Genomic DNA, 26,768 nt, shown 5'->3' on the forward strand with positions numbered 1-26,768 from the left:
TAAAATTTTTGAGAGAAGTTTTACACAAAGGTTGGTTAAGATTTATTTATATTTACTACGGATGAAATATTGTATACTTTTATTTTTAACTACCTTTTTCACAAACCTTGCTAGTGCCCAAGAAAAAACTGCTGTTTATGAAAAACTAGCAAACTATGAATATGTTGATGTTGTAAAAGGCGGAAAAAAGAAGAAAATGCCCTTGCTTATCGCTTTTCATTATTCGGGAGGAAATCCAATCGAAACTTTAGCAGATTATGACCTTTTAAAAACTGCAGTACGTATAATCATCCCCAAAGGAAACTTCCCTAAACGAAGTGGATTTTCTTACTACCCAACAAATTACTATCAACAAGATAGCTTAACCCAGTATAACTTAGCCATGAAATCGGTAGATAGCATTGCTAAATTTGTAGCAGCTATTGAAAAAAAGTACAATACCGTTGCTGTGGTGAGTGGTATTTCTCAAGGTGGGGATATTTCTTTTCTACTAGCAAAACATTATCCCCATTTAATTCAAGCATCATTTCCATTCGCAGCAGTAATTCATTCCTTTATCAACAAAGAATTACTACACCAAGCGATAATCAAAAAACCTATTTATATTTTTCAGGGAGAAAGTGATCAAATCATACCTCATTTGTTAACTAAAAAGAAAGTAGGGGAAATTGGCAATAAAATGAATATTAAATTATTTACCTACCCTAAAGTTGGACATGAGATTTCAGCAGAAATGAAAATTGATTACTCAAAGCTGATGGACCAATATCTAAAAAAATAGGCATACTTTCTTATCCTACATCAAGCTGTCCGAAACCAGAATGTATTAACTTTGTTTAAAATAACAGATTATGGAACTAGGCATAGGAATGTTCGGCGACCTCCAAATTGGTCAGTCCACTCAACAACGTTTACAAGAGATTATCGAAGAAGTTAAACTGATGGATGAAGTCGGTCTGGATTTTTTTGGCATTGGTGAGCACCATCGCCCCGATTATGCAGTTTCTGTTCCAGAGATAATTTTGGCCGCTGCGTCAACGGTCACTAAGCATATAAAACTAGGTAGCGCTGTCTCGGTATTAAGTTCTTCAGATCCAGTTAAGCTGTACCAAAGTTTCGCAACAGTCGACCTCCTTTCAAATGGTCGTACTGAATTAATGGCTGGCAGAGGAAGCTTCATCGAATCATTCCCTTTATACGGTTACAATCTGCAAGATTACGATGAGCTTTATGAAGAAAAACTGGAACTACTCTTGAAAATTAATGCCAACCAAAAAATTAGCTGGGAAGGGAAATTTAGACCCGCCTTAAACAATCAAGAAATATTTCCTCGAGCTGTAAACGATCAGTTAAAAATCTGGGTTGCGATAGGCGGAACACCTGCTTCTGTTGAACGAGCTGGCAGACTGGGCTTACCGGTTATTTTTGCCATAATTGGCGGTAATCCTGCTCAATTTAAGCCTTTATTTGAGTACTATAAAGCTGTTTACCTACAAAACGGGCACGATATTGCCAAATTTGAAGTGGGTGTACACATGCATTCTTTTTTTGGGGAAGACAGTACCGAAACAGCCGATTACTATTACCCACTTTATTCGGCCCAAATGGACAGGGTTGGTCGCTCACGCGGATGGCCACCATTCCAAAAAAATCAGTTTGATTTAGGGAGAGGTAAAACAGGCGCCTTAATTATTGGTGATGCAAATGAAGCAATAGATAAGATATTGGCCGCGCAGGAAATGTTCGGACTAACCCGTTTCTCTGCGCATATGGATGTTGGCGCCCCTTCACATAACGAAATGATGAAATCGATTGAAATCTTTGGAACCAAAATTGCCCCTAAGATTAGAGAAGCGCTAATTTAATTATCCCCCAATCGGTCTTCTACAAAACCAAAAGGTAATAAACTTTTAATACTCTTCACTTTTAAGATTTTTCCATCAATACAGTAAAATAATACTTCGATTGGAGAGCTTTGCCTTTTCTCCGCTTCGATCATTACTTGTAAACAGGCCCCGCAAGAAGTAACCGGACTAGTAATCTTAAAATTATCTGTATGTGCTGTTATGGCCATCATTTTGATACTGCCATGTTGATAATTCGCACCTATGGTAAACAACGCCACCCGCTCTGCACAAAGACCAGAAGGGTAAGCAACGTTCTCTTGGTTACTTCCTAAAACAATTTGATTATCAGCTAATAATACGGCTGTACCAACGCTAAATTTTGAATAAGGGGAGTGAGCGGTTGCCAATGCTTCCACTGCTTTTTCACAAAGCATTTTGTCTAATTCCGATAGCTCCTCTATACAATCATAGGTCTCATAGCTAATCGTAAAATCTTGTGTATTCATAAACTAAACTTACAGATAATTTATCGCAATATAAACGCAAGATGAATGCCTTAGGTTTTTTCCCTGGCATATAGAACTTTTCTACCACTCATTTGTTTAAAAGGCACATGTTTATGGCATGGAATTGGTTAGATCAATAAGTCACCTCAAATTTATCTTGCTTGAATAGGAATCTACGTAAAGGCTTAAAAATATTTTTATGGATTATTGCGAGCATTATTATGCTGGTAATTCTGCTGGCGCTTTCGTTAAATATTCCCGCAGTCCAGAACTTCGTTAAAGATAAAGCAATCGCTTATCTCAAAAACAAGACTAAAACTGAAGTCAGCCTGGAAAGTATAAAGATTACCTTCCCCAAGGATGTAGTACTTAATAAGTTTTATATTGAAGATCTAAAACACGATACCCTGCTATTTGCAGAAAAACTGCAAGTAGACATAAGTTTATTTAAACTTTTAAAAAATACCGTTGAAATAAACAATATTGAACTAAAAAACATACGTGCCAACATTAAAAGAGTCAATCCTGATACTTCATTTAATTTTTCTTTTCTGGTTGATGCATTTATGATAGAAGAGAAGAAAAACCCAGAAGCAGACACAACGGCTCCACTTAAATTTAGGATAGACAAAGTATTATTTACTGATATTGGTCTTACTTACCGGGATGACGTTGCCGGAAACGACATGCGCCTGCAACTGGGAGAATTAAAAACAAAGATCAAAGAATTTGAGCTCGCTAAGCAACATTATGTAATTAAAACGCTTAGCCTAAAAAACACCTCGTTGAATTATTTACAACAAAAACCTTTAACACAATTAGTGCAGCACTTAACCAATAGTATTGATAGCGCGCATAAATCGACAGGCAAACTACCTAATATAGAAATTCAAGACTTAACTTTCAACAACGTCAATCTCAACTACGATGATAGATTGACAACTACAAAAGCAATCGCCAACCTTAATGACTTAGGCTTAGTCAATTTAAAAGTTGATTTAACCAATGGTAAATACATGGCAGATAAAGCCAGTCTCAGTAAATCGAAAATAGTTTTCGCATTCAAACCAGCACCTACTAATAACTTAAGCCCAGTTAAAGATACCGTACTATCAAAAGAATCGCCTTTTGGCTTAGTATTGAAAGCCATAGAGCTTAAAGACAATAGCCTGCGTTTCGATAACCTGGGAGCCAAACCATCGAAAGGTTTAGATTTTAACCATCTCTATATCACAAATTTAAATTTAGGTGCAGAAGAGTTTAGCTTTACTGATAAAGCTATAACAGTTAAATTAAACAACGCATCCTTAAAAGATAAGAGTGGATTGGTTTTAAATGAATTGAAAGGTGACGTTGTTTATAGCGACAAACAAATTAAGCTGACCAAATTAATTTTAAAAACACCAAGTACTACTATTAATAACTCAACAGCCTTAAATTTCAGCTCTTTGGATGACCTCACTAAGAATCCGGAAAGAGTGAGGATGAACGTAAACTTTAAAAACACAACAATTGGCTTAAAAGATGCCGTTTTCTTTAGTGAGGCAATCCCCTCGAATTATAGGAATGAAAAAATCAAAATCGACGCCAATATCAATGGATATTTAAACAATTTAAATATTGCTCAATTACAAGTTTCAGGACTAAAGAACACCCAAATTAACATTGCTGGAAAGGCCAAGGGATTGCCCGATATCAATAAGGCATATGTAGATCTAAACATCAAGAAACTATTCCTCACTAAACAAGATGTGTTATTAATAGTTCCAAAAAAATCACTTCCTCCAAGCATCGAATTGCCAAATGTTGTAAATGCCAAAGGGAAATTCACCGGCTCCATGAATAATTTCGGAACAAATTTAACCATCCAAACAGATATGGGCGGTGCGGCGATAGTGGCCAATATGAAAGGACCAAAAGGCAAAGAAAACTATACAGCAAATGTTAGTTTAGTAAATTTCAATGTAGGCAAACTCTTAAAACAACAAAAGACTTTAGGTAGAGTTTCTGCAAAAGCAGCTATAACAGGAACAGGCTTAGACCCAAAAACACTTTCTGCCCAGTTCAACGCAAAAATATTAAGTGCAACTTATAATAAATATAATTATAGGAACCTAGATATAACCGGGAATTATGCTAAGCAATTAGTTACAGTTAAAAGCAACATGGCCGACAGCAATGCTAACTTTAACTTAAATGCCCAAATAAATCTAGCGGGGAAATATCCATCGATTATAGGAGATATAGCACTTAAGCAGATTGATCTCCAAAAACTCAATTTTAGTCAAACTCCCTTCGTAATTGCTGGCAATATTAAAGCAAATATGACCACAGTTGATGTTGATTATTTGAACGGAAATGTCCTCGCAACCGGACTACAAGTAGTCAAAGAAGGTAAAAAATTTAATGTCGACACCGTGCAGATAAATGCTGCTTCAACGGCAACTTCCAATAGTATAGACCTTAAATCCGAATTAGTAAGTATTAAAATTGAGGGTAAATATCAACTAAGCAAGATTGGCACTGCGGTCATCAATCAAATTAATAAATACTATCGTTTTGGGGAAGTGGTGCCTATTGATGCACAAAGAATTAGATTTTCCATCAACATCTACAACCCTAAGTTTTTGAAAGACCTTGTACCTGAGTTGACTACTTTTACTCCATCAACCATCAATGGTTTATTAGACACCAAAAAAGACAGCTTGATTGTAAAAGGCAACTTCCCTAAAGTAGTTTACGGAGACTTCAAAATTGATAGCACGAGATTAGCGGTAAATAATACTGCTCAAAAATTAAGTTACGATATTTCTGTCAAGGCGGTTCAAAGTTCATCTATTGCCTTATTTAATTCTCAAATCAACGGTGCCGCAGCCAATAATCAGCTAGATGTCAACATATCCCTGCGTGATAGGCAGCGAAAAGACAAATATGTAATAGGGGGAATTTTCAAATCATTGAACCAAGATTTCAGCTTTAGCATCGATCCTAATAAAATCCTATTAGATTATGAAAAATGGATCGTTTCACCACAAAATTACATTCAATTTGGAAAGTCGGGCATACTTGCCAACGAATTTAATTTAAGCAGAGGGGGGCAATTATTAAGCATCAACAGTATCAGCAGCACGCCGAATTCTCCTTTAAGAGCAGAATTTAAAAATTTCGAAATCGAAACGCTAACCAAATTTGCCGAAACAGATACAACTTTGGTAGGAGGCACTATTAACGGAACGGTTGATGTGAAAGATTTAATGACAACACCGAAATTCGAAGCGAACTTAAATGTTAGCAACCTACGTTACCAAAAAGATGAGTTTGGTGATTTAAGCTTGAAAGTGAACAACAATACTGAAAATGCTTTTGAGGTTAACGCGCAACTAAAAGGGGTACACGAATTGAGGGCAAGTGGCTATTATTATACGGCACCTCAAAGTGCATTAAATCTGGCGCTAAACATAGATAAGATTGATTTGAAGGAAATTGAGAGCGTTAGCTTGGGGCAGATCAGGCAAGGAAAAGGTACACTAAGTGGCGAACTTTCTGTAAAAGGCGAATTAACCGCGCCTAAAATTTTAGGCTCGCTAAAGTTTAATGATGCAGCATTCAACATTGCATATGTAAACTCTTATTTCACCATGCCTACTCAAGAAATAAATTTTACGAATGAAGGTATACGATTTGATGAATTTACACTGATAGACTCGCTGGGTAAAAAAGCAACGGTAGACGGAATGATTAATACAACGAACTTTAAATCGGTAAAGTTCGCCCTAGATATTCGAACAAACAATTTCAGAGCAATCCATTCCACGGCGGCAGATAATGAAATAATTTATGGTACTGTTTTCCTAACAAGTACCATAAAAGTTAGGGGCGATCTGAATCAACCTGATGTAAATATGAACGTTAAGATAAATAAGGGAACCAAATTCTTTTACTCCTTACCAATCAATGATCCATCAGTGATTGACCAGGAGGGCATTGTCCAATTTATCGATGCAGATGCGCCTCCATTTAATGGACAAAAAGCATTAAATGCCGACAGTTTGAGTAGGGCACCATTAAAGGGCTTAAATCTTGTTGCCGACATTACCGTTGATCCGGAGGCGGAATTAAATGTAGTCGTTGACCCAGCCAACGGTGATGCGCTGATGGTTAAAGGCGATGCCAATTTAAACGCTACGGTTGATCCGAGTGGAAAAATTAGCTTGACAGGACGCTATGAAGTCATAGATGGTTCTTATAATTTATCCGTCGGCCCCTTAGGCAAGAAAGAATTTAGGATTGTAAAAGGCAGCACTATCATTTGGACTGGCGAACCTACGGCGGCGACCGTTAATTTAACTGCAGTATATGAAGTTAATGCCGCGCCAATTGATTTGATCAATGAACCGGGAAATGTTCAGGCTAAAACCAAACTACCATTTCAGGTTTATTTATATATGAAAGATGAGTTGCTAAAACCCACCATCTCCTTTAAAATTGATTTACCAGAAAACGAACGCGGCGCACTTGAAGGAACTGTTTATACGCAAATACAAAAGGTAAATCGCGATGAAAGCGAATTGAACAAACAGGTTTTTGCTTTACTGGCGTTGAACAGATTTATTGCAAACAATCCTTTCCAAAGCTTAGCTGGCGGAGGCGGAGGAGTTTCTACCCTGGCACGATCAAGCGTAAGTAAATTATTAACTGAGCAATTAAATAACCTGGCCTCCGATTTAATTCAAGGCGTAGATCTAAATTTCGATGTCAACTCATCAGAAGATTATTCTTCCGGTGCCTTAGCACAAAAAACAGATCTTGAAGTTGGCTTGTCTAAAAAACTACTAAATGATCGGCTAATTGTGACTGTTGGTAGCTCGTTTGGTTTGGAGGGCCCGAAAACGCCAGGTCAAAATTCAACAAATATTGCAGGTAACGTGAATGTAGAATATGCGCTGTCTGCCGATGGAAGATACCGCATACGAGCATACAGGCGAAACCAGAATGAAGGAGTAATTGAAGGGCAGATTATTGAAACAGGGCTCGGATTTACCTTGGTTGTCGACTACAACAAGTTCAAGGAAATATTCAGAAAGAAGAGAGATAGAGCAGCCATCCGCGAGGAAAGAAGAAAAAGAAGACAAACTCAAGAACAAACCAATGCAGCAAATTAAAATTTACTTTCTTTTATTTGCTTGTTTAATTGCGGCAAGCTGTAGCACAACCAGAAGGCTAAAGCCTGGTCAGGTTTTATATACCGGTGCTGATGTAAAAATAAATCCAGATTCGGCGGGGCGCATTGATCGGGAAAAAGATATCAAAAACACCCTTGAAACTAAAACTAGGCCTCGACCTAATAAGTCATTTCTGGGCATAAAATGGAAATTGCAGCTTTATAATCTGGCCCCTGACACGGTAAAACCAAGAGGTTTGGGCAATTGGTTGAAAAATAAAGTCGGCGAGGCTCCCGTTTTGCTAAGCGAAGTTAAACTCGGCTACAATAACAACGTTTTAAAAAGCTATTTAATTAGCCAGGGGTACTTACAAGCCGAAGTTACAGGTGACACCCTTGTGAAAAATAAAAAAGGTAAAGCAATTTACACCGCCTATACGGGATTACGATATAAAATTAACAGTATAAGTTTCCCGAAAGATACTGGAACGCTTACCCGCAATATAAACGTAAATAAAGATAAATCACTCATTAAAGTTGGCGAGTTTTACGATTTGGAAACCTATAAAAGTGAACGCATAAGAATTGATAATGACCTGAAAGAGAATGGATATTTCTATTTTAGTCCAGATTATTTACTTGTTCAAGTAGATAGCACCATTGGAAAAAATTTAGTAGACACCTGGGTCAAGGTTAAAGACATTACCCCTATTGCTGCATTAAAACCTTATACCATCAAAAACATCAATATTTATCCAAGTTATAATCTGAGAAGAGATAGTTTGTTGCGGGGCTTAGAACCGCTTGTTTATAAGGATTTTAATATTTACGATAACCGTAAAACCTTTAAACCGAAAGTTTTCGAGAGATTAGTGTTTTTTAAGAAAGGAGAAAAATACAACAGAAGAGACCACAATCAATCTTTGAATAGAATGGTAAACATTGGAGCTTTTCAAGATGTAAGGGCAGAGTTCTTACCATTGGATAGTTTTAGAAACAATGAGCTAGACCTCAATATTTACCTCACTCCATTGAAGAAAAACTCGCTATCTTTTTCCGTTACAGGAACTAATAAATCGAACAACTTCGTAGGTTCAGAAGTAAAAATAACGCAAACTACGAGAAACTTATTCAGGGGAGCAGAAATTTTAGATGTTAGCGCAAGTGGGGGCTTTGAAACACAATATAGCGGACAATCAAAAGGGATAAATTCCTATTCATTTACAGCGGAAGGGAAACTTACTTTCCCCCAATTTATTGTTCCTTTTTATAAACCGGAAAGTACTACCGCCTTCATTCCTAAAACAGTTGCCTCCCTGTCCTATCAGCTATTAAGTAGGGATACTGTATATAAATTGAACTCGTTTAAAGCTGAGTATGGTTATAATTGGAAAGAAAATCTATATAAAGAACACAATCTAAATCCCATTTCCATTAACCTTGTGAGACCGACCCAGCGTGACCCTGCGGATCTTCAGGAATTATACGATAAAACGCCAGGATTAGAAAACACTCTTCAGGAACAGTTCATTATTGGAAGTAACTATAACTTCACTTTTACAAACCAAATGGAAGATTCGCGTAGAAATAACACTTATTTTTATGGAAGTTTAGAAACTGGAGGTAATGTGTGGGGTCTATTTACGTCAAAAGATGAAAACGGAAAGCGGGCCATATTCGATATTCCGCTAACGCAATTTGTAAGGTTAGAAACCGATTTACGTAATTACCACAAAATTAACAGAAATTTAATCTGGGCCAATCGTCTAAATCTAGGCTACGGTCATGCCTACGGCAATAGTACTTCTTTGCCTTTTGTACGGCAATTTTTTGCTGGAGGCAGTAATGATGTGCGTGCGTTTAGAGCTCGTTCATTAGGTCCGGGCAGCTATAAGGTTCCCGAAGAGCAAACCTTTGCTGATCAGGCCGGCGACATTAAAGCGCTATTAAACACGGAATTACGCTTTAAGATTTCGGGCATTATACACGGGGCAGTATTTGCTGATGCTGGTAATATCTGGTTGAGAAAAGAAGACCCCGATAGGCCTGGCTCTGCTTTCAAGTTTAAAAATGCGTTTAGTGAGTTAGCAGTGGGCACAGGTGCAGGTATAAGAATTGATGCAACGATTTTTGTAATTCGACTGGACGGTGCATTTCCGATCCGCAAACCCTACTTGCCAAGCGGTGAAAGATGGGTCCTTAATCAAGTAGATTTTGGAAGTAAAACTTGGAGAAGAGAAAATTTTATTTTAAACATTGGTATAGGATATCCGTTTTAACATAATGATAAATCTAATTAAGAAAACCAGAAATTTTGCCGTACACGTATATCATTTATTTCTAGCAGCTGGAAAAGGTTTTATTGAAGATCGCGTAATGAAGTTAAGTGCTGCGCTTGCCTATTACACGATATTTTCGCTCACTCCCCTCATCATTATTATTATCTCTGCCGCCAGTTTGTTCTTGGGCGACAATATGGATCCCAATACCAAATTATTTGGAGAAATCAGCGAAATGATCGGTGCTAATGCAGCTAACCAGCTTAGAGAGTTTGTTAAAAACGCCAATCTTTCAGGCAAAAGTTCCTTTGGGTTAATCATCGGAATTGGCACCCTAATTATCGGATCAACTGCTATATTTATTGAAATACAAGATAGTATTAACTTGATCTGGAAAGTGAAAGCTGTCCCAAAAAAAGGATGGAAGAAACTCATTACAAACAGATTATTATCCTTTTCCCTTATCGCATCATTAGGCTTTCTACTTTTGGTATCGCTTGTGATAAACAGTGTAGTAGTTGGCATTGGAAGTAAATTAGAAGTTTATGCTGCCAAGGTTGGGATAGAACAGGTTTCTGAACTTTTAATGCTAGCCGTTACGAATTTGCTAACCTTAGCGGTCGTCACTACGATCTTTGCCATTATTTTCAAGGTTCTTCCTGATGTAAATTTAAAGTGGAAACCAGCCCTCGTAGGTGCATTATTCACCGCCTTACTATTTAGTTTGGGAAAATATTTGATTGGTATCTATATTGAAAAAGGGGAACCAGGCTCGGCCTTTGGTGCTGCTAGTTCTATCATTGTAATTTTACTTTGGGTTTATTACACGTCTATTATCTTATATTTCGGCGCAGAATTTACGCAGGCCTATACCGAGAAATTTGACACTGGCATTACCCCCTCTAAATATGCGGTACATTTAAAAACAATAGTAGTCGAGAAAAAGGTAGCTGTGCTTCCTCCTCAGCATCCAGAAGATACGGTCGACTGTCCCCAAGATTAAGTAAATTGCAATGCGATCTTATCCATAAGTTCCTTTTCTGAAAATGGTTTTGAGATTAAATCGTTCATGCCGGCGCTCTTATAAAGCAGTCGATCTTCGGCTAAGAGATGAGCGGTTACCCCCAAGATAGGCGTGTTGCGTTTAACAGCGTCACTACATGATCTAATTGCTTTTGATAAAACAACGCCATTAACGATTGGCATCTCAATATCAGTTAAAATAAGATCGTACTGATTTTGCTCAAATAATGCAAGTGCCTCTTGTCCATTATAGGCAACATCAGCAAATAACTGATGTTTTGATATCACCGTTTGAGCCAACAAAATATTCATTATATTATCATCCACCAACAAAATACGTTTGCCCACAAGTGTTGCCAGATCAATTGTGGGTGGACTTTCAACTGCTGATATCTTGTTGTCACAAATTTCATATGGAATTGAAAAACTAAAGATTGACCCTTTATCCAACTCACTCACCACGTTGATTTCTCCATTTTGAAATTCAACAATCTTTTTGCAAATAGCCAAGCCTAAGCCTGTCCCTTTGTGTCTAAATTGTGATGGCAGATAATTAACTTGTGCAAACTCATCAAATATCCGACCTAAATTAACTTCATCTATCCCTATCCCCGTATCTATAATCCATGCCTTCAATATCAATTGATTCCCCTTAGTCAGTTTAACGTCTGCTTTTAGCTTTACTGACCCTCTTTCAGTGAATTTAATTGCGTTACTTAGCAAATTCATCACGAGTTGCTTCAAACGAAGAGTGTCTCCCACAACGCAAAAATCCTTACCAAATGAAATATCGGTTTTTAGTTCAATGCCTTTCTGGACAGCTTGAATTGCCATAATATGCACTACTTCACTGATACAATCCATTAGGCTAAACGGAGCGATTTCAAGATTTACCCGATAAGCTTCATATTTGGAAAAATCTAAAATGTCATTCACCAGATCAAGCACCATGGCGGATGAACTTCGTATTGCGGTGAGTTGTGCGGCCTGATCCTTACTTAGTGCGCTTTGGCTAAGTTGTTCCGAAAAGCCAATTACTGAATTAAGAGGAGTTCTAATTTCATGGCTCATCGTTGTCAGAAACCTAGTTTTTGCCACGGCGAATTCAGCAGCCTTATCATTTGAAATAACTAGATCATTTTCGTTTTGATAGATCTTCCATAGATTATAAAAGATAAGGGCGACTATTAGAATAAGTAAAATAATGTTAAAGGAAATTTTATCAATATCCAATGGAGAATCTGCAGATTTAATTTTGCGGAGGTAAAAAAAAAGTGCACTAAGAAAAAGCGAAAGCACCAAAAATACGACTAAACCGTATCGAATGAAGGGACTTTTGAAAGAGATGGCAACCATATGAGATTAGTTTTTTTATATAGCAAGAATAGTTGTAAAAACTATGTCTCTCATATAATTAACCTCACAAATAACATGAAAGGGAGAAAATCACGCTTAAAGAGGATGCCGACTTATGCCACCTCTAAATTTCCATCGTCTACTCCCTCTTTTGTCAACTCTTCAACTTCTTTAACATCATCCTTTTCTATTCTTAAATTTTTGATGATATGTTGTTGCCTCTCTGGAGTATTCTTGCCCATATAATATTCAAGCAGTTTTTTAATGGTCTGTTCCTTTAATATTACCGGATCTAATCTAATATCTTTTCCTATAAACAAACCGAACTCATCTGGAGAAATTTCCCCTAAACCTTTAAATCGAGTTATTTCTGGCTTGCTACCTAATTTTGCAATAGCATCTCTTCGCTCTTCGTCGCTATAACAATAAATGGTTTCCTTTTTATTCCTTACCCTAAACAAAGGAGTTTGCAAAATATAAACGTGGCCCGCCTTTACCAAATCTGGAAAAAACTGTAGAAAGAAAGTCATCATTAACAAACGGATGTGCATACCATCCACATCAGCATCGGTTGCAATTACAATATTATTATAATGCAAGCCTTCAAGCCCATCCTCAATATTTAACGCATGTTGCAAAAGATTAAATTCTTCGTTTTCATACACCACTTTTTTAGTCAGCTCATAGCAATTTAAAGGTTTACCTTTTAAGCTAAATACTGCCTGACAATCCACATCTCTAGACTTAGTGATTGAGCCAGATGCAGAATCGCCTTCTGTTATAAAAAGAGTGGTTTCATACCTTTTATCGTGCGTACTATTAAAGTGAACCTTACAATCTCTTAGTTTTTTGTTATGTAAAGATGCTTTCTTTGCCCTATCATTGGCTAACTTTTTAATTCCTGCAATATCTTTACGCTCTCTTTCAGACTGGATGATTCTTTTTAACAGTGCATCGGCAACATCAGTATGTTTATGCAAATAATCATCCAGTTCCTTTTTTACAAAGTCAAGGATAAAAGTACGAACAGATGGCCCCTCCGGCCCCATATTCTGCGAGCCCAATTTAGTTTTTGTTTGCGATTCGAAAACTGGTTCCTGAACCCTCACCGAAACTGCAGCAATAATCGATGCCCTAACATCCGAAGCTTCAAATTCTTTTTTATAAAATTCTCGGATGGTCTTTACAACCGCTTCCCTAAATGCGGCCTGATGCGTACCTCCCTGGGTTGTATGCTGCCCATTTACAAAAGAATGATAATCTTCGCCATATTGTTGTCCGTGCGTCATTGCCACCTCTATATCCTGCCCCTTCAGGTGAATAATCGGATAGCGTAACTCTTCCGGCTTATTTTGCTTAGAAAGTAAATCATACAAACCACGCTCCGAGAAATATTTTTCATTATTAAAATTAATCGTCAACCCCGTATTCAAATAAACATAATTCCAAATCATGCTCTCTACAAAATCGGGGATATAGTGATAATTTCTAAAAATACTCTCATCAGGATAAAATGTAATCGCGGTACCGTTACGCTGTGTAGTATCAATAATAGAATGGTCGATCTGAATTTCTCCTTTAGAAAACTCAACCTTTTTTGTCTTACCGTCACGATACGACTGCACCACAAAATTTGTTGATAAAGCATTTACCGCTTTTGTACCCACTCCGTTTAATCCTACCGATTTCTGGAAAGCATTACTGTCATATTTACCCCCGGTATTTATTTTCGAAACGCAGTCAATTACCTTACCTAATGGAATACCTCTTCCATAATCCCGAATATTAACCTTTTGATCTGAAACGGTAATCTCTATTGTTTTTCCAGAACCCATCACAAACTCGTCAATTGAGTTATCGACAATCTCTTTTAAAAGTACGTAAATGCCGTCGTCCTGTGCTGAGCCATCGCCAAGCTTACCGATATACATACCAGGACGTAATCGAATATGTTCTTTCCAGTCGAGTGAGCGAATACTATCGTCGTTATAAATTGGTTCTGCCATTATCTTTCAGGTATAATACAAATTTAAGGTAATCCCACGGCAAATCAATTAGAAAGTTTCCACATTGGCTAATTAGCTAATTAACAAATTAAATCCTTATCTTCCAAACTCAATTTAAAACCAAATGCAAGAAAAAAAACAGCTCTCGCTTTTCGATCTATCTATGATTGTTGTAAGTCTGGTTATCGGCATGGGGATTTTCAGAACCCCAGTTAATGTTGCCAGCAAAGCTCAAATACCAGAATTATTCTTTTTAGCATGGATCGTAGGGGGCTTCGTTGCAATTTGTGGAGCCCTGACCTATGCTGAAATTGGGTCCAGGTACCCTGTTACCGGAGGATATTATAAAATTTTCTCCGTGTGTTACCATCCATCCATTGCCTTTGCCATTAACTGCATTATTGTTGTTTCGAATGCAGCCTCGGTTGCGGGCGTATCATTAATAGGCGCTGAATATTTGAGCAAAGTTATCCTAGATCCAGCAATGCAAACCGGCGAATATCGAATTGTAATTGCCGCCATTAGTATCATCATATTTTATGCAGTAAACTTACTAGGTTTAAAAACCAGTTCGAAGACACAAAATGTATTAACGGTAATCAAAATTGTTATGGTACTCACCTTAATTGGAGCAGTTTTTTTTGGCGAACAAACTACGAATATCACGCCAATCTTTAATACAGCCTCGGGCGAGCCAGCCACTTGGAGTGACTACGGAAAAGCATTAGGCTTATGTCTGATTGCCGTATCGTTCAGTTTTGGAGGTTATCAACAAACCATTAACTTTGGTGGTGAAGTAAAAGATGCGAAAAAGGTTATTCCTAGATCTATTATTTTGGGGCTCGCCATTATCATTTCGCTTTATCTTGCTATAAATTACGCTTACGTCCACGTTATTGGCTTCGAGCAACTTAAAACTGCCGAAAGCATTGCAGCAATTTTAGCTGGTAAAATTTTCGGCCCAATTGGTTTTACCCTGTTATCGGTACTCATCTATTTATCTGTTTTGGGCTATGTAAATGTAAATTTACTCAGTAACCCCAGAGCCATGTATGCCATGGGCGAAGAAAAAGCCCTACCCAGCATATTCACAAAAAAGACAAAAAAGCACGATGTAATGATCGTAAGTTTAACACTATTCACCATCATTGCTATACTTACCTTATTTTATGCTAAAACCTTTGATAAGATCTTGAACTACACGATTTTTTTAGATAGTGTAGGCATGATGTTTTCTGCTGCAGCGATTTTTTATCTTCGTAAAACAACTGCACATTTAGATAAGAAAACTATCTATACGATGAAATTCTACCCGATAATGCCCATTATTTTTATTGCCGCTTATCTTTTTGTGACGGTGAGTATTTATAATGACGATCCAAATGCTGCATTGAATGGCCTGATAATCTTCCTTGGCTTTGTCATTATTTATTTTCTCACCAAATACTTTAATACGCGTAAAGAAAAAAGAACCAACTGATGAATTTGTCATATATTTTAAATGAATTAGGAGAAGAAAGAGATCAATATTTTAATGCTATTGCTCCTCCCGTTATCCAGACCAGCAATTTTAAATTTAATACGGTAGCCGATTTCAGGGGAGCGTTGGCTGATGAATATCAAGGAAATCTGTATTCAAGAGGCTTTAATCCAACCATTGATATCTTAAGAAAAAAACTCGCAGCCCTCGATGGCGCCGAAGATGCCCTTGTTTTTAGTAGCGGAATAGCAGCAATAACAGTCCCGATTTTAGCGCTGCTACAAAGTGGTGATGAGGTGGTTTGCGTTGAAAATCCCTATAGTTGGACGATCAGACTTTTCAAGAATTTTCTACCAAAATTCGGCATAAAAACAACATTTATCGACGGAACGGATTTAAAGGAGCTCGAAGCGGCTATTTCCGACAGCACAAAGTTGATCTATTTAGAATCGCCGAACACCTTTAGTTTTGATGTGCAAGATCTTGCAGCTGTAGCCAAAATTGCAAACGCTCGTGGCATTTTAACAATGATCGATAATAGCTATTGTTCACCGCTTTACCAACAACCTATTGCGTATGGGATAGACTTAGTTGCCCAATCGGCCACCAAGTATTTAGCGGGCCACAGTGATGTAGTAGCAGGAGTAGTAACCGGGAAAAAAGAAGTCCTGGAAAAAATCTTCAACAATGAATACCTCAATATAGGAGCTGCACTAGCCCCTCAAAACGCCTGGTTAATTCTTCGGGGTTTACGCACCCTAGCCATTAGGCTCGACAAAATAAGTGAAACCGCCGATCAAGTGATCGAATACTTAAATCAACACCCTAAAATAGAACGGGTATTGCATCCTTTCCATGCCGATAATAAGGATTTAGCATTGGCGCGCAAACAAATGAAAAAATGTGGAGGCTTATTCAGCATCGTTTTAAAAAATAGTTCTTTAGAAAAGATTGAGACTTTTTGCAATAGCCTACAGCACATCTTAATGGCAGTTTCGTGGGGAGGTTATGAAAGTTTAGTAATGCCTGCATGTGCCGGATTAAGTAAAGCTGAATTTGACCCCAATAATAAACGCCATGTACTCATAAGGGTTTACGTTGGCCTGGAAGATGCTGATTATATTATTGCAGATTTAGACCAGGCTTTAGCGAGCATTCCTGTTTTTTAGACAGCATAAAGAGAAGTTAATTTATTTATGTATCTTTGCAGCGAAGCAGAATTTCTTTATCATTTAAAGCAACTCGCAAGTTAGTCCTTCCAGCAATGATTGTTCTAGCTTCTTCGCAATTTTACACTTAAAAATTATAATTTGTTATTTTCAGAATTAAACCTCATAGCTCCTATTTTAAAGGCGCTTGAAACCGAAGGTTATACACAACCTACCCCAATACAGGAACAATCTATTCCTTCTATTTTACAGAAACGCGATCTTTTAGGTTGCGCTCAAACTGGCACAGGAAAAACTGCAGCCTTTGCAATTCCAATGCTCCAGTTGTTGCACCAACCCCATTTAAATACAAAGGGACCGAAACCAATCAAAGCACTAATTTTAACGCCAACGCGTGAATTAGCTATACAGATCGAAGAAAGTTTCAAAGCATATGGACGTAATTTATCTCTTCGCCATCTGGTAATTTTTGGAGGAGTTGGTCAGAAAGCACAAACCGATGCCTTACAGCGTGGTGTTGATATCTTAGTGGCCACCCCTGGTCGCTTGTTAGATTTAATGAACCAAGGTTTTGTGAATTTACGTGACATCGAAATCTTTGTGCTCGACGAGGCGGATAGAATGTTGGACATGGGCTTTATCCATGATGTGAAAAAAGTAATCGCAAAATTACCTGCTAAAAGACAAACGTTGTTCTTCTCGGCAACAATGCCTACCGAAATTCAAAAACTATCGAGTACTATCTTAACTAATCCGGTAAAAGTTGAAGTTACGCCAGTTTCATCAACCGCCGAAAAAATACAACAAGCAGTTTATTTTGTAGAAAAACAAGATAAGAAGAACCTCTTAATCCACTTATTAAAAGATAAGAGCATTGAAACTGTATTGGTTTTTACCCGAACCAAGCATGGCGCAGATAAAGTGGTGAAAGATTTGATGAAAATCAACGTAAGGGCAGAAGCTATCCATGGCAATAAATCTCAGAATGCTCGTCAGCGTGCCTTAACAAACTTCAAAGCCCGCACCACACGTGTACTCGTTGCAACAGACATTGCTGCTCGTGGTATTGATGTAGATGAATTGGCACATGTTATCAATTATGAATTACCCAATATCCCAGAAACTTATGTTCACCGTATCGGTAGAACAGGAAGAGCAGGCTTAAGCGGCATTGCTTACTCATTCTGCGATGGCGAAGAGAAAGAGTTTTTAGATGACATTGAGAAGTTAATCGGATTAAAACTTCCTGTTAATGAAGATCACCCATTTGCTTTGAGCTGGCAGAATTTATTGGCAGCAGCAGCTGAAGCAAAAGGCAAAGGCAAGAAAAAGCCGAACCAACGGGAACCTCGTCGTGAAAGAGAACCAAATTTAAGTGGCGCAAAAAAGAGCTATAAACCCCATCATACCGGAAGTACCGCAGGAGCCAGTGCTGGCGGTGGTAACAGAAGGTTTAGCGGTGGCGGTAGTAGAAGAAGGGACTAGTAGTCTTCATTGCGAGATAGCACGTCATTGCGAGGTACGAAGCAATCTAAAGATTGCTTCGTACCTCGCAATGACGACAGTTCTATGCCAAACGAATTAAACCTTTCTGATTCTAATAATCCGCATCCAATGCAGTACTTTCATCATTGGATAAGTAGGATCAAATTCCCACCAACGGGTTGCAAAATTCGGACTATTAGGCTTTTTATGGTGGTTATTCTGAAACAGTTCACCCATCAGTAAGAAATCCCAAGGCAATGAATTTTTGCTATGGTCGTCGTTATCATGATTAGCATAACCATATTTATGACCACACCAATTCACAATTGCTCCATGTAACGGACCCATTAAAAAATGGATCGGCAATAATAGATACATCCACCAATATTCGGCAAAAACAATATAAAACCCAATGTAAGCCAGCATACATCCTATGCGCCAAAACCAACTATCGCCAATCCTATCAACCAGTGGCCATTCAGGGTAATTGCCTCTAAAAGCAGGTTCAGGCTCAATTTTATGTAAAAGATAGTTCAGATACATATTTTTGGTTGCCAACATCATGCCAAATACATCCTTGAAAAAATGTGGAGAATGCGGATCCTTTTCGGTATCGCTATAAGCATGGTGCATCCTATGCAAAATAGCGTAGGCCCGAGGATTTAAAAATGATGAGCCCTGAGATATTAATAAAATAAGGTAGAAAAATCGCTCCCAGAACTTCTCCATCTTAAACATCTTGTGCGATGAATAACGATGCAAGAAAAAAGTTTGACTAAATAACGATAGGAACCAGTGTGCTAAAAAAAACAATAATATAATCATGCAAATCCCCTACTACCTCCCAAAATCATCTTGAACACGAACAATATCACTCTCATCCGAAGGGTTTTCCGCATCCGTATGTTGCCAGATTTCTGCTACCACTCCCCAATCTTCCAGACCAATTAAACGGTGACGTTCACCTTGTTGTAATTTAATCTGATCTGTTGGATGATAAGACTTTAACTCTCCCTCTTCATCCGTAGCACTGGTTTTAATACCCACTGTACCACTTACAACCTGCCATATTTCGGCACGACGGTGATGATATTGCCAAGAAAGGCGGGTATTCGGTGCAACTATCAAAATCTTCGGACTTAACTTTCCTCCAATCTTTAAGCTATCCACCGCTAGTCCATCAAAATAAGTATCAGCAAACTGTTGGGCCTGTCCTTCATCTATCACAAAAAACCCGCCCCAAGGACGAGTTTCATCACGATTGATCACATTAAAACCCTCAATCTGCAAACGTTGGGCAACCGTATCGAATATTTCTTTTTTAGTAGAATCCATAATTGCCACAAAAATACGGCTTACAAATTAAAAAAGCGAACCTCCCTTACTTAATTTCAGTCACTACAACATCAATAGGCATTCCTGCTGTCTGCAAAATAAATGGGAAGTCTGGATTATTTAAGATCCAAAGTTCAACTTTGCCGTCTTCACTGGTAATGCGAGTGGCATCCATTTCCTTACCATCAATTTTCATGGGATTTGGATCCGGTGTCTTCGTTTTAAACTTAATCCCATTATAGGTAAGCGCTTTCGTATCAACCATCGATTTATAGGCTGCTTTTGAAATGACCCCATAGGTTTCTGTATCGCTTAACTTGGTAGTTCCTAATCCTGGCTGCGAAGTATAGATTGACGTCCCGTTTGCCAAACCTTTTTCGCTTATTACAAATTCGCCGTCGCCATAGCCTTCTACCGACCAGGCAAAGGTAATTGGCGTCTTGATAGATTTAATTGTAAAACTTACAGGTACTTCTTGTCCTTGAACAAAAGCACTTGCATAAACTCTTGTACCATCCTTAAATTCTGGCAATACTTTCTGCGCAAATACGCCTACAGAAATAAATAAACATACAACTGATAAAAAAATTCTCTTCATTTGGTTAAATAATTAGTTAGTTAAATTTATATAAAAAATCCGACTATATCAGTCCGTCAATTATTTTATCATCAACCCTATTCGGAAGGGTAACTCTTAAGGAAGGCGTCCGCTCCATCTCTCTTTTAATAGCAAAAACCGCTTCATCATTTCTTGCCCAGCTTCGTCTGGCAATCCCATTATTAACATCATAAAATAGCATTCCCCTGGCTTTTTGAGCTGCCGCTTCGCTACCATCCAACACCAGTCCAAACCCTCCGTTTATAACCTCTCCCCAACCTACTCCGCCACCATTATGAATCGACACCCAAGTGGCACCCCGAAAACTATCGCCAATCACGTTATGGATAGCCATGTCGGCCGTAAAACTACTTCCATCATAAATATTACTTGTTTCCCTGTACGGAGAATCGGTTCCACTAACGTCGTGATGATCTCTTCCTAAGATAACCGGACCGTGGAGTAAACCTGCTGTAACTGCCTCATTAAATCTCAAAGCAATTTTAGCTCTGCCTTCAGCATCGGCATACAGTATTCGCGCCTCCGAACCAACTACAAGGTCGTTAGACATCGCATTTTTAATCCAAATGATATTATCATCCAGTTGCTGTTGTATCTCCTTGGGGGCTGTTACCCGAATATCTTCCATCACTTCCATGGCCAAGCGATCTGTTGTAACAAGATCCTCTTTCCTACCCGATGAGCATACCCACCTGAACGGACCGAAACCAAAATCAAAGCATTTAGGACCTAAAATATCTTCTACATACGAACCGTATCTGAATTTCTCCCCTCCCTCATCAAAAATAGCGGCTCCTGCTCTTCCCGCTTCCAGCATAAAAGCATTTCCATAATCAAAAAAGTAAGTTCCCTTAGCAACATGCCTGTTAATGCAAGCAACCTGTCTTACTAAAGAAGATTCGACTTCCTTTTTAAAGGACGCTGGATTTTCGGCCATCATGCTATTCGCTTCCTCAAAACTTAGGCTAACCGGATAATAGCCTCCCGAAAATGGATTATGGAGTGACGTTTGGTCTGAACCAATGGTGACAAAAACCCCTTCCTCGTCAAATTTCTCCCACACATTAACTATATTGCCGATGTAGGCCAGAGAAACCGTTTCTTTATCACGCTGTGCTTTGCGGACCCTTTCTACTAAAGCTGGCAACCCTTCAATCAACTCATCGACCCATCCTTGTTCATATCTTTTTACAGCTGCCGTTGGATTTACTTCTGCACAAACTGTAATACACTTCGAAATATTTCCAGCTTTTGGCTGAGCGCCGCTCATGCCCCCTAATCCCGCAGTAAGAAACACCTTTCCTTCGGGCGTTTCATGGTCGGCAAGTTTTTTTCTAAACGCATTCATCAAAGTAATGGTGGTACCGTGCACAATGCCCTGCGGACCAATGTACATAAACGAACCGGCCGTCATCTGCCCATACTGTGTTACTCCCAGTGCAGTAAACTTCTCCAAATCTAGTTTACCTGAATAATTAGGGATCATCATTCCATTGCTAACCACTACCCGCGGCGCCGACGGATTTGAAGGGAACAGGCCCTGCGGATGTCCGCTATAAATATTAAGCGTCTGATAATCGGTCATGGTAGCCAAATATTGCATAGTGAGCAGGTACTGCGCCCAATTTTGAAATACACTCCCATTCCCTCCGTAGGTAATCAGCTCATGCGGAAACTGAGCAACCTTAGGGTCTAGATTATTTTGAATCATCAGCATAATGCATCCCGCCTGTTTGCTTTGAAATGGATAATCGCTTATTGAACGGGCATACATTTCATACTTCGGCATAAAACGATACATGTAAATTCGGCCATAGCTATTCAGTTCCTCAAAGAACTCAATGGCAAGTTCAGTATGCCATTCGGCAGGAAAATAGCGTAATGCATTACGAACGCTTAATTTCTTTTCCTCATCGTTTAACACATTTGCTCTAATAGGCGCATGCGCAATCTGTTTATCATAGCTATACTTTGCCGGTAAAGTGGCTGGTATACCTTGTAAAATTTGCTGTCTGAAGTCCATATTTTTATGTTTCTCTGTGGTAAATAGTTTGATCCCTTGGCCAGATGTCATTGCGAGGTTTGCGTCATTGCGAGGAGCGTAGCGACGAAGCAATCTAATCTGAGATTGCTTCGTACCTCGCAATGACGGGTACCTCGCAATGACGTTATCCAAAGGGAATTCCTGTCTCTTCCGCCTCACTTTTAGCAATCCTTAAAATATCAGCAGATCTAACCAAATCCGCGATTGTTTGAATCATATCATACATGATTTGATCCTCTTCTATATGAGCTACCTTTGAGCGAATAAACTCGTGAACAGCCGTTAATATTTTTCCTGGCTTTAATGGCGCATGGTAATCCAATGCCTGTGTAGCACAAAAAAGTTCAATGGCTAAAATTTGCTCCGTATTACCCATTACCTGATGGAGCTTTCTGGCGCCGATAGAGCCCATGCTTACATGATCTTCCTGTCCCAAAGAGGTTGGAATGCTATCAGCACTAGATGGGAAACAAAGTCCTTTATTCTCACTTGCCAACGCTGCCGAGGTATATTGTACAATCATAAAACCCGAATTGATGCCTGTTTCTTTCATTAACAACTTAGGCACTTCCTCATTTCCTTCAAGGGCTAAATAGATCCGGCGGTCACTGATATTTCCTATCTCAGCCGCGGCCAGACAGGCATAATCTAACGGCAAAGCGATAGGCTGACCGTGAAAATTCCCGCCACTAATGGTCGTCGAATCACTAAAAACGATCGGGTTATCGGTTACCGAGTTAATTTCTATTTCTACCGTTTCTTGCAGATGATTGAATGCATTACGAGATGCGCCATGTACTTGAGGGATGCACCGTAACGAATATGGATCCTGAACTTTCGCACAATTCAAATGTGATTGGCCGATCGCAGAATCTTGTAACAAAGCACGCATATTGGATGCTACCCGAAGCGTGCCAGCATAAGGCCGTAATTGATGAAGGCGCTCATCAAAGGGCTTTGCAGACCCTTTTAAGCCCTCTATCATCATAGCAGAAATGATATCTGCCTGATCAAGCAAATTACCCATCCTTTCAACTGCTTTTACGCCATGGGCCGACATAAACTGCGTTCCATTAATGAGTGCCAGCCCTTCTTTTGCACTTAGCAAAATGGGATTCATGTCGTATTTTTTTAAAAGTTCGGTAGTTTCTATAATCTCTCCGCCATAATGAACTTTCCCCAATCCGATTAAGGGTAAAAAAAGATGCGACAAAGGCGCTAAATCGCCCGAAGCACCAACAGAGCCTTGCTTTGGCACAACTGGAATGGCATCAACTTCCAAGAGCCACAGCATTCGGTCGAGTGTTGCTTCTTGCACGCCCGAAAAGCCTTTTGCCAAAGCATGGATTTTTAAGATCAGCATCAACTTCGAAATCTCTACATCAATTGGCTCGCCCACCCCTACTGCATGGCTTTTTAAGATATTTTCCTGAAGTTTCTTTGTGTCTGCCGGAGAAATCATAGTGGTACAAAGTGGGCCAAATCCTGTATTGATACCGTATACAGCATTATCACCCTTCGCAATTTTCTCTACCACAGCACTGCATTCCCTTACCCGCTCGCGCGCCTCTGGATCAAGTATTGCCTTAATTTTTCCACTACCTATTGCTAATGCATCTGTTACGGTTAAAAAATCTATCCCGTACTTAAAAATCTGCTCCATTGTTTTCATTATTAATTAAGTAAAATTAGCAATACATTTGATAACCATTAATACCAATTTTGTCATCAATTAATAATCATGAGTTATCAAATAGAGCTAAGACATCTACAGTATTTTCAAGTGCTAGGTAAAGAACTAAACTTTCATAGAGCTTCAGAAAAACTGTTTATTTCCCAACCAGGACTTAGCAGGCAGATTAAACAAATGGAAGAGATCTTTGGCGTTAGCCTCTTTGATCGCACGAAGCGCAAAGTTGAACTCACAGCAGCTGGAGCATATTTATTAAAAGAAGTAGACTTTATTTTTAGTCACCTAAAAAATGTGAAACAGCAAGTGGCCAACATTCAGCAAGGCAAATTAAGTGAATTAAGAATAGGTTTTCTTGGTTCCGCAGCGCAGAAGGTAATTCCAGAATTTGTTTCAGGATTAAATAGGGAACATCCTGGCATCAGAACTATTTTGGAAGAAATGCCTAACAAGCTTCAGCTAGAGCTTTTGCAGAAGCACGAGTTAGACATTGGTTTTGTGAGGGTGAAATCCTTTCCCGAAGGAATTGCCAGTCATCTAGTGCATAGAGATACGTTCTCGATTGTGTTACCCTTAAACCATCCGTTAAAATCGGCTACCTTTAATGAAATTAAAAAACTTAGTGAAAAACCTTTTATTTTCTTTTCAAGCGATGATAGTCCACATTACTTTGATTTGGTGATGAGCATTTGTGAAGACCATGGATTTAGGCCAACAGTATTTCACAAATCGATCAATGCATTAACTATTTTTAAATTAATTGAAGAAGGAATGGGCGTAGCGATTCTACCCACATCCCTGCAGTATGGCTACGATCTCAAAGTTAAATTTATTGAGCTAAACTACATTAAGCAGCAAACAGAGCTTTATTTGGTATGGAACGAGCAAAATAGAAATCCGTCTTTACTAGATGCTGTTAATTTTGTAAACGAAGCTTAGCTGCTAAGAAACTTATGTAAATAATTTAACCGCTCTTTTATCCCAATTTTAAGCAGGTTGAAACGTCGCTGCTCTTTGCTGCGCACCAGCAGTTTTTCCACTTGCGACAACAGCGCATTCAAGTCAAATGGCTTAGCAAGAAATGCATCGCAGCCATAATCTCTTACAGACCATAAGAGTTGTGGATAGGCTGAATACAAGATTACGGGCACATTACTAAACCGCAGGTCGTTTTTAATTTGCGAACATAATTCTCCACCATTTACTTGCGGCAGTAAGTACTCTATTAAAACGAGATCAGGGTTGTAATCCTTCAAAATAGGTAGGATATTCGGTGTATCTTTTACAATTTTACATTCATAACCAGCCGACTCAAAAAGTTCGCAAAGGATTTCCCCCAATGCTGGATCAGGTTCGATCACTAATATTTTTGGCACAAGATCCCGTACGCTTTCAGAATTTTTATCGATATTAAAATTTTGTATTGACATAGCTTTTCACTTAAAAATATACATCAAATAAAATCTAGATGGACAGCAGCATTAAAGAAGGCTACCCTTTCGGTAGCCCTTTCATGCAATTAATGATTAGCTAATAGAAATTTGTCGAGTAGTAACTTTTGCTTCTTCTCTTTTAGCAATCTGTAACAGCAAAATTCCGTCATTGTACTTAGCCTCGATATTGTTTTCATCTGCACTTTCAGGCAGCGTAAATGATCGAACAAATGAAGTGTAACTAAATTCCCTTCTGCTAAAATTTTTACCTTGCTGTTGGTTTTCTTGCTCTTTTTCTACGGAAATGCTTAATAAATTTCTTTCCAAGTTAATCTTGAACTCCTCTTTCACAAGTCCGGGAGCTGCAAGTTCGATTTGGAAGTGATCTGGGGTTTCACAAATATTCACCGCAGGTACTACCGCAATATCTCTTCCCGAAAAGAAACTATCGGTAAAGATCGAATCAAACACGTTGTTGAATGAAGGAATAAGTGTCCCTTCGCTTTTGTTTTTGTCTGAATTAAATTTAACCAGTGTCATTGGTTTTTCCTCCTTAATTTTTTTTAATGATTAAAACTATGATTAATTAAAATGGACATCCGTCCGGATAGGTAGATTCAATTGATATGCCAAAGGCGTTTTTGAATGTTTTAAACTGAAAATTTTTCAGTCGAAAGGAATATTTGACAGTTTTGCCTGTCGCTACTACCTCTGAAATTAAGATCGTGATCTAATCCACACCCCAAAAAGTATAGAGGAGACGATGATCAGGTAGGCATGACCATCAAGGTCGCAATTAATTAAACTATAAGTACCATAGGTGCCATTACTGTAAAACGGTGTCAAAGGAATGCGAATTCTACAAGGCGTTCCAGAAATTCCTGGGGGTAAGCAAAAGTCACTTACATCGCCATATGGTTGGTATGCATCGTAATCACTGCTAAAAATAATGAGCTTTTGAAACAGTACACCATCGCTATTTCTTCGACAACCAGTTTGAGCAAACGAGAAGCTAAAAAATATGATAAGTAGGAAGACGGTTAGTATTGCTTTCTTTCCCATGATGTTTGTATTTCCGATATGAACAAGCGTATTACTTGTTCATAATTGTCATAAAACTCGAGAGCGAAAAGGACGTTGCTAAATTTCTAACAAGGTTACACCGAAAAAGTTTTAGTTCTTTCCCTTAACTATGTCTATTTGCCCAAAAATATGAATAAGTTGGGTTGCTAAGACAGAGAACCGTTCCACATTTCTATCTCCATTAGCAATAATATAGATGCCCATACTGGGCGCTAATGCGAGGCGAATGCGAAACGGTTCTGGTTTTAAATT

General features: G+C 38.6%; 20 protein-coding genes. 9 read left to right on the plus strand and 11 right to left on the minus strand.

Annotated features, from left to right (window positions below):
• The first annotated feature begins 61 nt into the window (after positions 1-61).
• Together BM207_RS12285 and BM207_RS12290 are read left to right on the plus strand one after the other, a co-directional pair.
• Positions 62-781, plus strand: coding sequence for an alpha/beta hydrolase (locus BM207_RS12285; RefSeq protein WP_090994386.1), 720 nt, complete (start codon positions 62-64; stop codon positions 779-781).
• A gap of 70 nt (positions 782-851) precedes the next feature.
• Positions 852-1,865: an Atu2307/SP_0267 family LLM class monooxygenase gene (locus BM207_RS12290; RefSeq protein WP_090994388.1), complete on the plus strand. Its 1,014-nt coding sequence runs from the start codon at positions 852-854 to the stop codon at positions 1,863-1,865.
• On the opposite strand, the gene BM207_RS12295 is transcribed toward BM207_RS12290, so the two are convergent.
• Positions 1,862-2,353, minus strand: coding sequence for a cytidine deaminase (locus tag BM207_RS12295; protein WP_090994390.1), 492 nt, complete (start codon positions 2,351-2,353; stop codon positions 1,862-1,864). The genes BM207_RS12290 and BM207_RS12295 overlap by 4 nt on opposite strands.
• Before the next feature lie 161 nt (positions 2,354-2,514).
• On the opposite strand from BM207_RS12295, the gene BM207_RS12300 reads away from it, so the two are divergent.
• The 3 genes from BM207_RS12300 to BM207_RS12310 are packed head-to-tail and all read left to right on the plus strand — an operon-like array spanning position 2,515 to position 10,796.
• Positions 2,515-7,515: a translocation/assembly module TamB domain-containing protein gene (locus tag BM207_RS12300; protein WP_090994392.1), complete on the plus strand. Its 5,001-nt coding sequence runs from the start codon at positions 2,515-2,517 to the stop codon at positions 7,513-7,515.
• Positions 7,502-9,793, plus strand: a complete 2,292-nt coding sequence (gene tamL / locus BM207_RS12305) for a translocation and assembly module lipoprotein TamL (RefSeq protein ID WP_090994394.1) — start codon at positions 7,502-7,504, stop codon at positions 9,791-9,793. Before BM207_RS12300 ends, tamL begins: the two co-directional genes overlap by 14 nt.
• Before the next feature lie 7 nt (positions 9,794-9,800).
• Complete coding sequence (locus BM207_RS12310; protein WP_090994444.1) at positions 9,801-10,796, plus strand: YihY/virulence factor BrkB family protein; 996 nt, start codon at positions 9,801-9,803, stop codon at positions 10,794-10,796.
• Here BM207_RS12310 and BM207_RS12315 read toward each other — a convergent pair.
• Together BM207_RS12315 and BM207_RS12320 are read right to left on the minus strand one after the other, a co-directional pair.
• Positions 10,793-12,049, minus strand: coding sequence for an ATP-binding protein (locus tag BM207_RS12315; protein ID WP_177217112.1), 1,257 nt, complete (start codon positions 12,047-12,049; stop codon positions 10,793-10,795). The two genes, BM207_RS12310 and BM207_RS12315, sit on opposite strands and share 4 nt — an antisense overlap.
• A 236-nt stretch (positions 12,050-12,285) precedes the next feature.
• Positions 12,286-14,178 (minus strand): DNA topoisomerase IV subunit B, encoded by a 1,893-nt coding sequence (locus BM207_RS12320; RefSeq protein WP_090994398.1) that lies wholly within the window; start codon positions 14,176-14,178, stop codon positions 12,286-12,288.
• A gap of 124 nt (positions 14,179-14,302) precedes the next feature.
• Between BM207_RS12320 and BM207_RS12325 the strand changes: the two genes are divergently transcribed.
• The 3 genes from BM207_RS12325 to BM207_RS12335 all read left to right on the plus strand — a co-directional run bounded on the left by BM207_RS12325 (position 14,303) and on the right by BM207_RS12335 (position 18,312).
• Positions 14,303-15,658 (plus strand): APC family permease, encoded by a 1,356-nt coding sequence (locus BM207_RS12325; protein ID WP_090994401.1) that lies wholly within the window; start codon positions 14,303-14,305, stop codon positions 15,656-15,658.
• Positions 15,658-16,827, plus strand: coding sequence for a trans-sulfuration enzyme family protein (locus tag BM207_RS12330; RefSeq protein WP_090994403.1), 1,170 nt, complete (start codon positions 15,658-15,660; stop codon positions 16,825-16,827). The genes BM207_RS12325 and BM207_RS12330 overlap by 1 nt, the downstream gene beginning before the upstream one ends.
• Positions 16,828-16,968: 141 nt before the next feature.
• Positions 16,969-18,312 (plus strand): DEAD/DEAH box helicase, encoded by a 1,344-nt coding sequence (locus tag BM207_RS12335; RefSeq protein ID WP_090994404.1) that lies wholly within the window; start codon positions 16,969-16,971, stop codon positions 18,310-18,312.
• Positions 18,313-18,408: 96 nt separating this feature from the next.
• Here the strand turns inward: BM207_RS12335 and BM207_RS12340 are convergent, their stop codons facing one another.
• The 5 genes from BM207_RS12340 to hutH form a co-directional block, all read right to left on the minus strand.
• Positions 18,409-19,137 (minus strand): acyl-CoA desaturase, encoded by a 729-nt coding sequence (locus BM207_RS12340; RefSeq protein ID WP_090994406.1) that lies wholly within the window; start codon positions 19,135-19,137, stop codon positions 18,409-18,411.
• 12 nt (positions 19,138-19,149) lie between these two features.
• On the minus strand, positions 19,150-19,647 hold the full coding sequence (locus tag BM207_RS12345) for a cupin domain-containing protein (RefSeq protein WP_090994408.1): 498 nt from the start codon (positions 19,645-19,647) through the stop codon (positions 19,150-19,152).
• Positions 19,648-19,693: 46 nt separating this feature from the next.
• Positions 19,694-20,245 carry a hypothetical protein gene (locus BM207_RS12350; RefSeq protein WP_090994410.1) on the minus strand — a complete coding sequence of 184 codons (552 nt, stop codon included), beginning with the start codon at positions 20,243-20,245 and terminating at the stop codon, positions 19,694-19,696.
• 43 nt (positions 20,246-20,288) lie between these two features.
• The gene (locus BM207_RS12355) at positions 20,289-22,340 is read right to left on the minus strand and encodes a urocanate hydratase (RefSeq protein WP_245768094.1); all 2,052 of its coding nucleotides are present in this window, start codon (positions 22,338-22,340) and stop codon (positions 20,289-20,291) included.
• Positions 22,341-22,434: 94 nt separating this feature from the next.
• Positions 22,435-23,973, minus strand: a complete 1,539-nt coding sequence (hutH, locus tag BM207_RS12360; protein WP_090994448.1) for a histidine ammonia-lyase — start codon at positions 23,971-23,973, stop codon at positions 22,435-22,437.
• A 78-nt stretch (positions 23,974-24,051) separates the two neighbouring features.
• On the opposite strand from hutH, the gene BM207_RS12365 reads away from it, so the two are divergent.
• On the plus strand, positions 24,052-24,939 hold the full coding sequence (locus BM207_RS12365; RefSeq protein ID WP_090994411.1) for a LysR family transcriptional regulator: 888 nt from the start codon (positions 24,052-24,054) through the stop codon (positions 24,937-24,939).
• Here BM207_RS12365 and BM207_RS12370 read toward each other — a convergent pair.
• From BM207_RS12370 to BM207_RS19020, 3 genes are all read right to left on the minus strand, one after another.
• Positions 24,936-25,430 carry a response regulator gene (locus tag BM207_RS12370; RefSeq protein ID WP_090994413.1) on the minus strand — a complete coding sequence of 165 codons (495 nt, stop codon included), beginning with the start codon at positions 25,428-25,430 and terminating at the stop codon, positions 24,936-24,938. The genes BM207_RS12365 and BM207_RS12370 overlap by 4 nt on opposite strands.
• A gap of 96 nt (positions 25,431-25,526) precedes the next feature.
• Positions 25,527-25,973 (minus strand): Hsp20/alpha crystallin family protein, encoded by a 447-nt coding sequence (locus BM207_RS12375; protein WP_090994415.1) that lies wholly within the window; start codon positions 25,971-25,973, stop codon positions 25,527-25,529.
• A 177-nt stretch (positions 25,974-26,150) separates the two neighbouring features.
• Positions 26,151-26,495: a hypothetical protein gene (locus BM207_RS19020; protein WP_143095953.1), complete on the minus strand. Its 345-nt coding sequence runs from the start codon at positions 26,493-26,495 to the stop codon at positions 26,151-26,153.
• Positions 26,496-26,768 lie beyond the last annotated feature (273 nt).

Origin of the sequence: Pedobacter insulae (assembly GCF_900113525.1) — a bacterium.
In the GTDB taxonomy this organism is placed as follows: Bacteria; Bacteroidota; Bacteroidia; order Sphingobacteriales; family Sphingobacteriaceae; genus Pedobacter; species Pedobacter insulae.